This window comes from Mesorhizobium sp. WSM4815, from assembly GCF_055811575.1.
Genome location: NZ_JBVVQS010000101.1, coordinates 122689 through 134765 on the forward strand (window position 1 = coordinate 122689; position 12077 = coordinate 134765).

A 12077-nucleotide genomic window follows, 5' to 3' on the forward strand; every position below is an offset into this window, starting at 1 on the left:
GCGAGCCTGGGCATCACCTTTCGTAACGAAACGTTCCGTAACGACTTCACCTTCAGGAACAGCCCGGAGCACATCAGGCGGTTCCCGTTCCCGTTCCACGAGGACAGCTACATGTATGCGGTCAACATCGAGCCGCACGTCGTCGGACCGAAGGGCAGCGCGCTCGAAAACCTGATCGACGTCGACGAGCACTATGTCGCCGAGATGCAGGACCGCGCTTTGGTGCTGGCGGAAGACCCGCTGCGCTGCCAGTCGCTGCCGCACATGACGCTGGCCGGCTGGGACCTGCTCGAACTTCTGATGGAACAGCAGGCGCTGGGCTATCCCGAGCATTTCACGCTGACGCGCGACGGCGACAAATGGCGCTGGATCAACCGGCCGCTCGGCATCGACGACAGCTTCACCTTCGGCGATGTCTCGACGCTGCCCTACGGGCCGATGGAATACATCACGCGGCAAAGCCAGGGCGATTTCTGCATCCTCGACCAGCGTGACGGTAATCTGTGGATGGATGCCGGCATGGTCACCACCCAGGCCGACTGGTCGCTGGATTTCGACATCGGCATGAACTTCTTCGAATGGCACGCGCCGGTGCCGCTGGCGCATGAGAAGGGGATTTTCACCCGGGCGCTAAAATTCCTCACCAACATCCAGCAGGGCAGGCCGGCGCGGCGGCTGAACTGGACGATGACCATCAATCCGCGCCTCGACACCAGTCCGGAAAATTATCATAAATGGGGTCCGGACCGGACGACGGTGACGCCCGAAAACGTCGGCGACAAGGTCCATCTGCGTGTCGAATTGCAGAGCTTCTGGCGGCTGCCGCGCTCGAACGGCATCGTCTTCCCGATCCGCTGTTATCTCATCAAAATGGACGAGCTGGTGACCCAGCCGAAATGGGCGCGGCGCCTGCACCGCGTCATCCGCGACCTTCCCGAAGAGCTCGCCAATTACAAAGGCCTGACACGCTACCGCGCGACGCTGGTCGAATGGCTGTCGAAGCTGGACGACGGCAGCCCGACATCGCCCGGCTTCGGGCCGGATTAAGGAGGCTTGCACCGGCGCTTCCGATCACCTGAGAAGATTTTTGACCCCGCACCGATGATTTCAGACCGCCTGCGCTGTCCTTATCAATGGGGGTGCCTGGATGGTCCAGCTGCCCGAATAGCAAGGTGGGTCCATGAGATTGTTACAAGGTCAGAATGTCGTCGTCGTTGGAGGAAGCCGTGGTGTCGGCCGCTCGATCGTAGAAGCCGCCCTCAGCGAGGGAGCGACGGTCCTCGCAGTCGCCCGCAGCGAACAGACCCTGGCGGAATTTGCCCGGGAGACTTCGGGCGTGAAGACGTTCGCGGTCGATGCAACTGTGGACATCGCTCCCGATCAGGTCTTCGCCGCGCTGGAACCGGACGTCCTGGTGATATGCGCAGGTGCTCTTGCCCCCTCCGCGCCCCTACATGAACAGAACTGGGAGGCGTTCTCCGCAAACTGGGAAACGGACGTCAAGGCGTCGTTTCTGTTTTGCAGGGCCGCGCTTCGGCGTCCGCTCAAACCGGGCGCCCGGGTTGTTCTGATCTCCAGCGGCGCGGCTCTGACCGGGGGGCCACCGAATTCCGGCGGCTATGCCGGCGCAAAACGCATGCAGATGTTCCTGGCCGGTCATAGCCAGAAGGAATCGGATCGGCGCGGCCTCGACCTGCGCTTCATGGCGCTTGCGCCTATGCGCATCATGCCAGGGACCGGCGTGGGCGACGCCGGCATCGAGAGCATTTCGGCCTATAGGGGCATCCGGCCCATGGAGTTCATCGCGGGCATCCTCGACATGCAGACGCCGGCCGACGTCGGACGGGCGGTGGTGGCACTCGCCACCCAACAATCGCAAGGATATTCCTTCGCAGTGAGCGCGAGCGGACTTGCGCCGGCCGCCTGAGACGCGCGTAATGCAAACTCAAAATTGCCGGATCCGCATGACAGACTCGCAGGCACCTCTCAAGCCGGTACGTGAGCCGGGCCAGCCGATCCTCGATCGGCTGGCCTTCGAACAGTTCACGGCTGCCCATCGCCGGGAGCTCAAGCTCCATTGCTATCGCATGATGGGCTCGCTGCACGAGGCGGACGACCTTGTCCAGGACACGCTTCTGCGCGCGTGGCGCGCAAGATCGGAGTTCGATGGGCGGGGTTCGGTTCGCGGTTGGCTCTACACGATCGCGACCAACTCTTGCCTCAACGCGCTCAAGGCCAGGTCGAGGGCGAATCGCATTCTCCAGCAGCCGGGACCGTCGGCTTCCCACGGGATGGCCACAGGCGGCCCTGCAGCCGAGGACACCTGGTTGGAGCCTTACCCGGACGCAGAGCTACCGGGCCTCGCTGATGGTGAGCCAGGTCCGGAAGCGCGCTACGAGACCCGCGAAGCCGTCCAACTCGCTTTCGTCGCCGCGATCCAGGATCTGCCGCCCAGGCAGCGCGCCGCTCTACTGCTTTCCGACGTCCTGGGCTGGTCGGCTGTCGAAACGGCGGGATTGTTGGGCGGATCGACGGTTTCGATCAACAGCGCATTGCAGCGGGCTCGCGTAACCCTTGCGGCGCGATATCCCCAAGGACGTCCCGTCCATCGATCGAAGCCCAACCCCGAGGAAGGCCTGCTGCTCGAACGTTACATGCGAGCCTGGGAGGCCGCCGATCTCGACAGCCTGATCGAACTCCTGCGGGAGGACGCCACCTATCGCATGCCGCCCTGGCAGGAATGGTATCGTGGACGCGCGGCGATCCGCAGTTTCCTCGAGACCATCTGGGGCAATTTTTCGGGCTTCCGCACCGTAGCCATTGGAGCCAATGCCCAGCCGGCAGTCGGGGTCTATTCCCGCAGCCAGAATGACCCGGCGTGGCGAGCCCATTCGCTGCATGTGATCGAGCCCGCTGAGGGTGGTATCGCCGCTCTGACGATCTATGTGCCACCGCTCGGCCCCAGTTTGTTTGCGGCCTTCGGCCTGCCGCCAGCCTAGAGCAATTCCAGGAAACGTGTGAAACGGTTTTCCCGGAAAAGCGCATAGCGCTTTCCCTAGGGAATTGCGCATAAACAAAGAGATAGAGCGTTCGGCGTTTCCGTGAAACGATGAACCGCTCTAGTCTGGACCTGTAACATTCCATCCGGCCGCTTCGCGGCCACGGGCTCAATGAGGGGACTTCGCTTGCGTCCGAACCCGCTCAACCCGCGCTGCCCTGCGGATAGCAGATGATCGAGAGATAGCGCATCGGCAGGACTGTCAGCACCTCCGGCCCGTGCGGCGCATCGGCATCGAAGAACAGGCTGTCGCCGGGCTTCATCGGGTAGAGATTGCTGCCGTGCCGGTAAACGACCTCGCCTTCGAGCATGTAGAGGAACTCCATGCCTTCGTGCTGAAAAGTCGGAAACACATCGGAATCCTCGGTCAGCGTGATCAGATAGGGTTCGACGACGACGCCGCTGGTGTTGGAGCCGATATGGCCGAGCAGATTGTACTGGTGGCCGGCGCGCGTGCCGCGGCGCTCGACGTCGAGGCCTTCGCCAGCCCTGACGAAGACGGCGCTGCGCTCTTCCTCGAAGCGGCGGAAGAAGGCGGTGACCGGAACGCCGAGCGCCCGCGATAGCGCCTGCAAGGTGGTCAGCGACGGCGAGGTGATGCCGTTTTCGATCTTCGACAGCATGCCCAGCGAAATGTCGGTGGCAGCCGCAAGATCGGCAACGGTGATGCCGAGTTTCTTGCGAAACGCGCGCACCTCGCGGCCGATCGCGACCTCGAGGACCTTTTCGCGGGTGTCGCGAACGGCGTGCGGGTCCTGGGTCAGCGGCGTCCGGATCGTTGCCACGCTCTTCGGCGATGGCTTGGCCTTGGCGGCGGCGGCCCCATTCCTGAAACTGGAAGCTTTCTTCGCCATGGCGCCACCCCGTCTGCAAAAATTATTTCACTCGGGGTGAACGTATTCGCTGCGGATACAGAGCGCAACAGTGACAGCAAGCCACTTTAACTCGAATGGCACGCTCTCCCGGAGTTTCCGCCATCAGCGCTTTTGCCGAAAATCCAATCGGGTGAACCGTGGTTTCGGCAGAAGGCCTGTTGACAGCATCGAAGGGGCAATTACTGTCCTGTCAGTGAAATTTGTTTCGTTAGGGAAATGAGACCGGGAGGCCCGCAATGAAAAGTCGTGTTGCCGTCATCGGAGCCGGACCGTCCGGCATGGCCCAGCTTCGAGCCTTCAAGTCGGCAGCCGACAACGGCGCGGAGATCCCGGAAATCGTCTGCTTCGAAAAGCAGTCCGACTGGGGCGGCCTGTGGAACTACACCTGGCGCACCGGCCTCGACGAGCATGGCGACCCGGTGCACGGCTCGATGTACCGCTACCTCTGGTCGAACGGGCCGAAGGAATGCCTCGAATTCGCCGACTACACGTTCGAGGAGCACTTTGGCCGGCCGATCGGCTCCTACCCCCCGCGCGCCGTGCTGTGGGACTACATCAAGGGTCGCGTCGAAAAATCCGACGTGCGCAAATGGGTGCGCTTCAACAGCCCGGTGCGCATGGTGACCTTCTCCGACGCGACGAAAAAATTCACCGTCACCGCGCATGACCGCAGCAACGACGTCACCTATTCGGAGGAGTTCGACAACGTCGTCGTCGCCTCGGGGCATTTCTCCGTGCCCAACGTCCCCTATTTCGAGGGTTTTTCGAGCTTCAACGGCCGCATCCTGCACAGCCATGATTTCCGCGACGCCATGGAATTCAGGGATAAAGACATCCTGATCATCGGCCGCTCCTATTCGGCCGAGGATATCGGCTCGCAATGCTACAAATACGGCGCCAGGTCGATCACCTCCAGCTATCGCTCGAAGCCGATGGGTTTCAAATGGCCTGACAACTGGCAGGAAGTGCCGCTGCTGCAGAAGGTCGTCGGCAAGACCGCACATTTCAAGGACGGCAGCACCAGGGATGTCGACGCCATCATCCTGTGTACCGGCTACCTCCACGCCTTCCCGTTCCTCACCGAGGATCTGAAGCTCAAGACCGCCAACCGGATGTGGCCGGACGGCCTCTATGAGGGCGTCGTCTGGGAGAAGAACCCGCAGCTGTCCTATATCGGCATGCAGGACCAGTTCTACACCTTCAACATGTTCGACGCGCAGGCCTGGTTCGCCCGTGACGTCATCATGGGCCGCCTGAAACTGCCCTCGGCCGAGGCGATGGCCGAACATGGCGCGAAATGGCGGGCGCGCGAGGAAACGCTGGAAGACGCCGAGCAGATGATCTGGTTCCAGGGCGACTACACCAGGGAGTTGATGGAGCAGACCGATTATCCGGGTTTCGACGTCGAGGCTGTCAATCGGACTTTTATGGAATGGGAGCACCACAAGGCGCAGGACATCATGAGTTTCCGCGACCACGCCTACCGCTCGCTGATGACCGGCACGATGGCGCCGCTGCACCATACGCCCTGGCTGCAGGCGATGGACGATTCGATGGAATCCTATCTCGAGGTGAAAGGCGTCGCGGCGGAGTAGCGGCTTCCTCACCGCACAGCTTTGCGCCAGATGCGTCAGTGGCTGCGGGCCTCGCGGACTTCTTTCGTCGCCTCGATGATCCGGCCGAGCAGGGCATGGAGATCGTCGCGGTGACCGCTGCGGCCGGCGGGGCCGTTTTCGTCCGAAGTCATGACCACGGTCAACGCGCGCCCGGGCACGACATAGACCATCTGCCCGCCATAGCCCCAGCCGTAGAAGACCGTTTCGCCCGCGATCTGACGGATGAACCAACCATAGCCATAACCGTCACCGGTGAAACGCGAGGCGGTGCGTGGCTGCCAGGAGAGCTTGATCCAATCGGCCGGCACGAGCTGCCGTCCGCTGCGGCTCTTCCCGCCGCTGCGGTAGAGCTCGCCAAAGGCCAGCAGCGAGCGCGGGCTCATCGCCATCTGGTTGCCGCCGAGATAGATGCCCTGCGGGTCGCGGTCCCAGGCGGCGATGGAAAAGCCCTGCTGCGGCCCCAGCCATTCGCGCGCCAGTTCCAGCGTCGAGCGGCCGGTCCGCCGCGTCAGGATCGCCGAAAGCAGATGGGTCGAGCCGGTGGAATAGAGCATGGTACCGCCCGGTTCGTCGTCGAAGGGCATGGCGAGCGCTGCCCGCACCCAGTTGTCGCTTGCCACCCAGCGCCCGTAGTTTGGGCCTGAGGTCCGACCGAGCCCCGCCTGCATGGAAAGCAGATGACCGATCGTAACCTGCTGGAGACGCGGATCGGCGTCGGCTGGCAGGTTGGCCTGAAGAAGCGGAGCGATCTTCTGGTCGGTCCCTTGCAGCACGCCCTTGTCGATGGCGATGCCGACGAGCGCCGAGATGATCGACTTGGAGGCCGATTTTATGTTGGCCGGACGTGCCGGGGAGTGGCCGCGAAAACCGCGCTCAGCCACCACCGCACCCTGATGCGCGATGGCAACCGTGCGCAGCGGCGTCAGGCGCTCGGCCTCGTCAATTAGTGTTCCAAGCCGCTGCTCCAGGCCATCGGCAGCGTGAGCAGCGACGGAAAGGATGAGCAGAAAGGCGAGAATCACGGTGGAACGCTTCAGCATGAAGCCAGCTTGGGATGCATTTTGGGCAAGACGAAGGTCGGACGCGATCCGCTGTTTTGCGGCTATCCCAGCCTTGCCCGTGCCTTGGCCGTCCAGGCGTTGAACAGTCGGTCGGCGACGATGCCGATGAAGGCGATGGCGAGGCCCGCGACTATGCCGCGGCCGGAATCGGCCTTGGACAGCGCGATGAACACCTCCTGGCCGAGATCGCGGGTGCCGACCATGGCGCAGATGATGATCATCGCCAGCGCCATCAGGATCGTCTGGTTGACGCCGAGCATGATCTCGGGCAGCGCCAGCGGCAGCTGCACGCGCAGGAACGTCTGGCGCCTGGTGCAGCCCGACACCTTTGCCGCCTCGATCAGCGCCGGCGGCACCTGGCGGAGGCCGTGATTGGTGTAGCGGATGGCCGGCACCACGGCAAAGGCGACAGTGGCGATCATCGCCGTCACGTCGCCCACTCTGAACAGCATCACCACCGGAATGATGAAGCAGAACGACGGCAGCACCTGCAGCGTGTCGATGATGGGGGTGACGACCTTCTCGACCCGGTCGCTGCGCGATGCCATCAGCCCGATCGGAATGCCGATCAGGCAAGCGATGAAGGCCGAGATGCCGCATAGATAGACCGTCGCCATGGTCTTTTCCCAGAGGCCGGTCACCGCGCAGAAGACGGTCAGCGCCGCGACCAGGGCGGCGAGGCGCAGACCGCCGAGCTGGTAGCCGGCAAGCCCAAGCAGAAACACCGCGCCCAGCCACGGAAAACCCTCGCAGAAGGCGCGCACCGGGTTCAGCACATTGAGGATCAGCGCCACGCGGAACGCTTCGATCGTGTCGAAGAAGTTGATCGTGATCCAGCTCACCGCGGTCTTCCACATCGGCGCGGTGGTGAACGTGATCGCCTTCGGCACCGCCGCGAAGGCCGGCACGAACAGGCCAAGCAGCGTCGTGGCGGCAAGGATGGCGACGGCCAGCGTCAGGTTGGGGTAGCGCCGCCAGAAGCTCGGGCTGACCTCCTGATAGACATGGCCCTTAGCATGATTGCGCGCGATCGCCTGGCTCAGCCGGTCGAGCGCGATCGCCAGCGCCACGATGGCAAGGCCGGCTTCCATCGCCTCGCCGACTTTTAGCGCCCTGAGCGCCAACAGCACGTCGTAGCCGAGGCCGCCGGCGCCGATCATCGAAGCGATGATCACCATGTTGAGCGCCAGCATGATGACCTGGTTGACGCCGACCATCAATGTCGGACGCGCCGAAGGCAGCAGCACGCGCCACAGTTTCTGGCGCGCCGTGCAGCCGGCCATCTCGCTGAAATCGTCGATCTCGGACGGCACCCGCGACAGCCCCAGCATCGTCGCGCGCACCATCGGCGGCGTCGCGAAAATGGCCGTCGCGATCATCGCCGAAACCGGACTGTTGCCGAACAGAAGAAGCATCGGGATCAGATAGGCGAAGGTCGGGATGGTCTGCATCAGATCGAGGGCAGGGGAGATCAGCAGCCTCTCCGCCCATGGCTTGCGCCACGCCCAGATGCCGACGAACAATCCGGTGACGATACAGAACGGCACGGCGATGGAGATCAGTCCCAGCGTCAGCATGGCGCTGGTCCACTGGCCGAACAGCGCGATGTAGAGGAAACAGCCGCCGACCAGCGCGCCGAGCTTCCAGCCGCCGGCGGCACGTCCGGCCAGGAATGCGGCGATGCAGACACCGACCCAGGACAGGCGCGGCAGGACGAGCATGTCGGCGCCATGGCCGATCTTGAAATTCTTGGCGAGCAGACCGAGCGCAAAATCGAGCGGCACGCCGAGCGCCGCGGTGATCGACCGCGTCAGCCACGAAAAATTCGACTTTATCAGGCTCATCAGCGCGCTGACCCAGTCGGCGACCGGAACGATTGCGCTGGCCGGATAGTTGACCGCCCAGGGCAGTCTGTCCTGCAGCATGAACACGGCAAGCACGGCGGCGAGGGCGCAGGCCCAGACCACCAGCCAGAGCTGAACCGGCCGCGATCTCGCCTCGCTGGCGCTTGCCGTCACCGTCATGCGTTGGCCCCGGAACGCTCGATGCCGGCCAGAAGATCGATCACCGCTTGCGGCGTGACTTCGCCGATCGGCTTGCCGGTGCCGTTGACGACGGCGAACGGCTTGCCGGCCGAAACGATATCAGCCGAAAAACTCGATATCTTGGCATCCGGCGCGACCACGCCGCCATGCTCGGCGCCGGCGCAGGCGCGCATCAGGCTTCGCGCCGAGATCACCTTGGCGCGGTCGACGTCGCGGGTGAACTCGGCGACATAGTCGGTCGCCGGGTTGACCACCAGCTGTTCCGGGGTGCCGATCTGGATGACCTCGCCGTCCTTCATGATGGCGATGCGGTCGGCCAGCCGGATGGCCTCGTCGAAATCATGGGTGATGAAGACGATGGTCTTGTGCAGCATGGTCTGCAGCCGCATCAGTTCGTCCTGCATCTCGCGGCGGATCAGCGGATCGAGCGCCGAAAACGGCTCGTCGAGAAACCAGATTTCCGGCTTGGTGGCGAGGCTGCGGGCGATGCCGACACGCTGCTGCTGGCCGCCGGAAAGCTCACGCGGATAGAAATGCTCGCGGCCGCGCAGGCCGACAAGCTCGATCACTTCGCGCGCGCGCTTCTCGCGCGTCGGCCGGTCCTGCCCCTGGATGCCCAGTGGAAAGGCGATGTTCTCCAGCACGTTCAGATGCGGCAGCAGGGCGAAATTCTGGAACACCATGCCCATGCGGTGGCGCCGCAGCTCGATCAGCGCGGCATCGGAGATTTTCAGGAGATCCTTGCCTTCGAACTCGACCTTGCCATGCGTCGGCTCGACCAGCCGCGACATGCAGCGCACCAGCGTCGACTTGCCCGACCCCGAAAGCCCCATGATGATGAAGATCTCGCCCTGGCGGATTTCGAGGTCGACGGCGCGCACCGCGCCGACCAGCCCGGCCGCGGCGACCTCCGCCATGCTGGCCTTGCCGTCGCGCTGGCGGATGAAATTGGCCGCGTTCGCGCCGAACAGCTTCCAGACGTTGCGGCAGGCAAGTTTTATCGGGCGGGCATCCTTCGGCGTGCCTGCCGTTTGCGGCACCTGTTCAGTCGTATCGGCCATGCAGTCGTCCTTCTGGAATATGGGATAGAGACCCGGCCATGAATGACCGGGTCTCGCAGTTTCCAGTTGGAACGATCACTCGGCCGCCCAGGCTTTCCAGTCGGCTTCGTGGGCGGCGATCCAGGCGGCGGCGACGTCTTCCGGCGTCTTGCCTTCAAGATCGATCTGGCCGCTCATCTTGTTGAGCTCGTCGGTGTCGATCGTGTAGTTCTTCGCGACCTTGTAGGCGACCGGCCATTTGTCCTTCATGCCGGCCCAGGAATATTTCCAGATCTCGCCATGCGGCTTGCCGCAGTCATACTTTGCCTCGGGGTTCACACCCCATTTCGGATCGGTGTAGCATTCCGGCGTATAGTCGGGGAATTCGACCCATTCGCCCTTGTACTTGGCCGGCGCCCAATGCGGCGAATAGACCCACAGCATGATCGGCGCCTTGCGCTGATAGGCCGAATCCAGCTCGGCGAACATCGCCGCGTCGGTGCCGGCATGGATGACGGTGAAGGGCAGCTTCAGCGCCGCGGCACGCTCGTCGTCAAAACCTTCCCATGTCACCGGGCCGCCGAGATAGCGGCCGTTCGGCGCCGTTTCGGCGGTCGAGAAGGCCTCGGCGCATTTCGGGTCCTTCAGCGCCTCCCAGTTCGGCAGGCCCGGGCATTTTTCCTTCATGTATTCGGGATACCACCATTCCTCCTTGGCCTTGGGCCCGAGCGGGCCGAGGCGTTCGGTCTGCCCGGTTGCATCCGAGGCCTTCATGGCTTCGCCGGCCGTCGTGTCCCAGAATTCCATGGCGACAGCGAGGTCGCCATTGGTAAGGCCGGTGGTCAGGCTGGAGAGATAATCGGCGGTCGGATACTCGACCGTGTATCCCAGCTTTTCAAGAATGCCGCCGAGGATCTTTGCGTTCAGATTGACGCTGGTCCAGTCGAACAGCGCGATCTTGATAGGGTCGTTCGATTCTGGCGCCGCCGCTTGGGCCGAAGGCGTCAGTGCACTTGCCGCGGCAAGTGTTAAGGCTCCCATTGATAATCTCGAAATCAAACTCCGAAGTGACATGCCTGTGCTCCTGTCAAGCTCTGGTGGAAGTTATCGTTCGTTCCCTTCTTGCGTCTTTTTGATTGTGTTGGAAAAGCTGGTCGTTGCGCAAGTCCATTGGCAGCAAATTGCTGTCGGCGCTGAAGTCGGCGCAGACGGGAATGATGCCCAATTCGATGAAGAGGTCGTGCGACCGCGTCATGGCTGCCGTGCTGCCGAAGCAGTGATCCGCGGATCGATCGCCGCTCTTGCGGCGCCCTCAAGCTTGCGAGCCATCAAGGTCCCATGCTGTCGGCTCTCGGCAGTCGCCGAAGCCATTTTCATGAGATGAAATTATATATACCAACATTCATGTCGCGCAACGACTAATGCGCCTCTTCCTTCTCCCCTTGTGGGAGAAGGTGGCCTCGCGAAGCGAGGTCGGATGAGGGGTGCTCCAGCTTGGCACTAACAGCACTCCGGCCAACACCCCTCATCCGTCTCGGCGCTGCGCGCCGATCCACCTTCTCCCACAAGGGGAGAAGGCAAGAAGCGGTGGCGCCTCACGACATGATCAGGCCGCCATCGACATTGATCGTCTGGCCGGTGATGTAGGCGGCGTCGTTGCTGGCCAGAAAGCTGACCAGGCCCGAAACATCCTCGCCGCTGCCGGCGCGGCCCATCGGGATGTTCTTCACCCATTCTGCCATCAACTCGCCGGGCTTGTAGTCGCCCATCAGTCTGCCCCATGCGGCGTCGTTGTAGGCCCACATGTCGGTGTCGATGATGCCGGGGCAGATCGCGTTGACGGTGATCTTCTCCTTGGCCACTTCCTTGGCGAGGCTCTGGGTGATGCCGACGACGCCGAATTTCGAGGCGGCATAGTGCGGTGTGTAGATGAAGCCCTGGCGCGCCTGGCCGGATGCGGTGTTGATCAGCCGGCCGCCGTCGCCATGCTTGCGGATGCGGGCGATCGCCTCCTGGCAGCACAGGAACACGCCCTTGGTGTTGACCGCCATCACCTTGTCCCATTCGGCCTCGGTCATCGCCTCGATCCTGGCGATGGTGATGACGCCGGCATTCTGCACGGAGATGTCGACGCGGCCGAACTGCTGTTCGGCCAAATCGTAGAGGGCGGCGACCTCGTCCTTCCTGGTCACGTCCATGCGCAGCGATGCGACCTTGGCGCCTTCCGCCTTCAGTCCGGCGGCGATCTCGTCGACGCGCGCGTCGATGGCGCTGACGACGACAGCAGCACCCTCAGCCGCGAAGCGCCTGGCCATGGCCGCGCCAATGCCGCCGCTGGCGCCGGTGATGACCGCCGTCTTTCCCTCGAACCGCTTCTGCATG

Annotated in this window: 11 protein-coding genes; 5 read left to right on the forward strand and 6 right to left on the reverse strand. The window is 63.2% G+C overall.

The window, feature by feature from the left end; translation table 11 throughout:
• The first annotated feature begins 6 nt into the window (after nucleotides 1-6).
• The 3 genes from AC0L2B_RS26140 (at nucleotide 7) to AC0L2B_RS26150 (ending at nucleotide 2999) form a co-directional block, all read left to right on the forward strand.
• Nucleotides 7-1047, forward strand: a complete 1041-nt coding sequence (locus AC0L2B_RS26140) for a heme-dependent oxidative N-demethylase family protein (protein ID WP_473747749.1) — start codon at nucleotides 7-9, stop codon at nucleotides 1045-1047.
• Between the two features lie 133 nt (nucleotides 1048-1180).
• Nucleotides 1181-1927, forward strand: a complete 747-nt coding sequence (locus AC0L2B_RS26145) for an SDR family NAD(P)-dependent oxidoreductase (protein ID WP_473747371.1) — start codon at nucleotides 1181-1183, stop codon at nucleotides 1925-1927.
• A 37-nt stretch (nucleotides 1928-1964) separates the two neighbouring features.
• Nucleotides 1965-2999, forward strand: a complete 1035-nt coding sequence (locus tag AC0L2B_RS26150; protein WP_473747372.1) for an RNA polymerase subunit sigma-70 — start codon at nucleotides 1965-1967, stop codon at nucleotides 2997-2999.
• Between the two features lie 202 nt (nucleotides 3000-3201).
• On the opposite strand, the gene AC0L2B_RS26155 is transcribed toward AC0L2B_RS26150, so the two are convergent.
• The gene (locus AC0L2B_RS26155) at nucleotides 3202-3912 is read right to left on the reverse strand and encodes a helix-turn-helix domain-containing protein (protein WP_473747373.1); all 711 of its coding nucleotides are present in this window, start codon (nucleotides 3910-3912) and stop codon (nucleotides 3202-3204) included.
• 257 nt (nucleotides 3913-4169) lie between these two features.
• Between AC0L2B_RS26155 and AC0L2B_RS26160 the strand changes: the two genes are divergently transcribed.
• A complete protein-coding gene (locus tag AC0L2B_RS26160; RefSeq protein ID WP_473747374.1) occupies nucleotides 4170-5528 on the forward strand; it encodes an NAD(P)-binding domain-containing protein in 1359 nt (452 codons plus the stop codon).
• Nucleotides 5529-5563: 35 nt separating this feature from the next.
• Here the strand turns inward: AC0L2B_RS26160 and AC0L2B_RS26165 are convergent, their stop codons facing one another.
• The 4 genes from AC0L2B_RS26165 to AC0L2B_RS26180 form a co-directional block, all read right to left on the reverse strand.
• A complete protein-coding gene (locus tag AC0L2B_RS26165) occupies nucleotides 5564-6589 on the reverse strand; it encodes a serine hydrolase domain-containing protein (RefSeq protein ID WP_473747375.1) in 1026 nt (341 codons plus the stop codon).
• Between the two features lie 62 nt (nucleotides 6590-6651).
• Nucleotides 6652-8634 (reverse strand): ABC transporter permease, encoded by a 1983-nt coding sequence (locus tag AC0L2B_RS26170; RefSeq protein ID WP_473747377.1) that lies wholly within the window; start codon nucleotides 8632-8634, stop codon nucleotides 6652-6654.
• Complete coding sequence (locus tag AC0L2B_RS26175; RefSeq protein ID WP_128171968.1) at nucleotides 8631-9716, reverse strand: quaternary amine ABC transporter ATP-binding protein; 1086 nt, start codon at nucleotides 9714-9716, stop codon at nucleotides 8631-8633. The genes AC0L2B_RS26170 and AC0L2B_RS26175 overlap by 4 nt, the downstream gene beginning before the upstream one ends.
• Nucleotides 9717-9791: 75 nt before the next feature.
• Complete coding sequence (locus AC0L2B_RS26180) at nucleotides 9792-10769, reverse strand: ABC transporter substrate-binding protein (RefSeq protein ID WP_287298694.1); 978 nt, start codon at nucleotides 10767-10769, stop codon at nucleotides 9792-9794.
• An 83-nt stretch (nucleotides 10770-10852) separates the two neighbouring features.
• Here AC0L2B_RS26180 and AC0L2B_RS26185 point away from each other — a divergent pair, with 83 nt between their 5' ends.
• Nucleotides 10853-10975: a hypothetical protein gene (locus tag AC0L2B_RS26185; RefSeq protein ID WP_268931792.1), complete on the forward strand. Its 123-nt coding sequence runs from the start codon at nucleotides 10853-10855 to the stop codon at nucleotides 10973-10975.
• A 315-nt stretch (nucleotides 10976-11290) separates the two neighbouring features.
• On the opposite strand, the gene AC0L2B_RS26190 is transcribed toward AC0L2B_RS26185, so the two are convergent.
• The gene (locus AC0L2B_RS26190; RefSeq protein WP_287327001.1) at nucleotides 11291-12076 is read right to left on the reverse strand and encodes an SDR family oxidoreductase; all 786 of its coding nucleotides are present in this window, start codon (nucleotides 12074-12076) and stop codon (nucleotides 11291-11293) included.
• Nucleotide 12077: the final 1 nt, after the last annotated feature.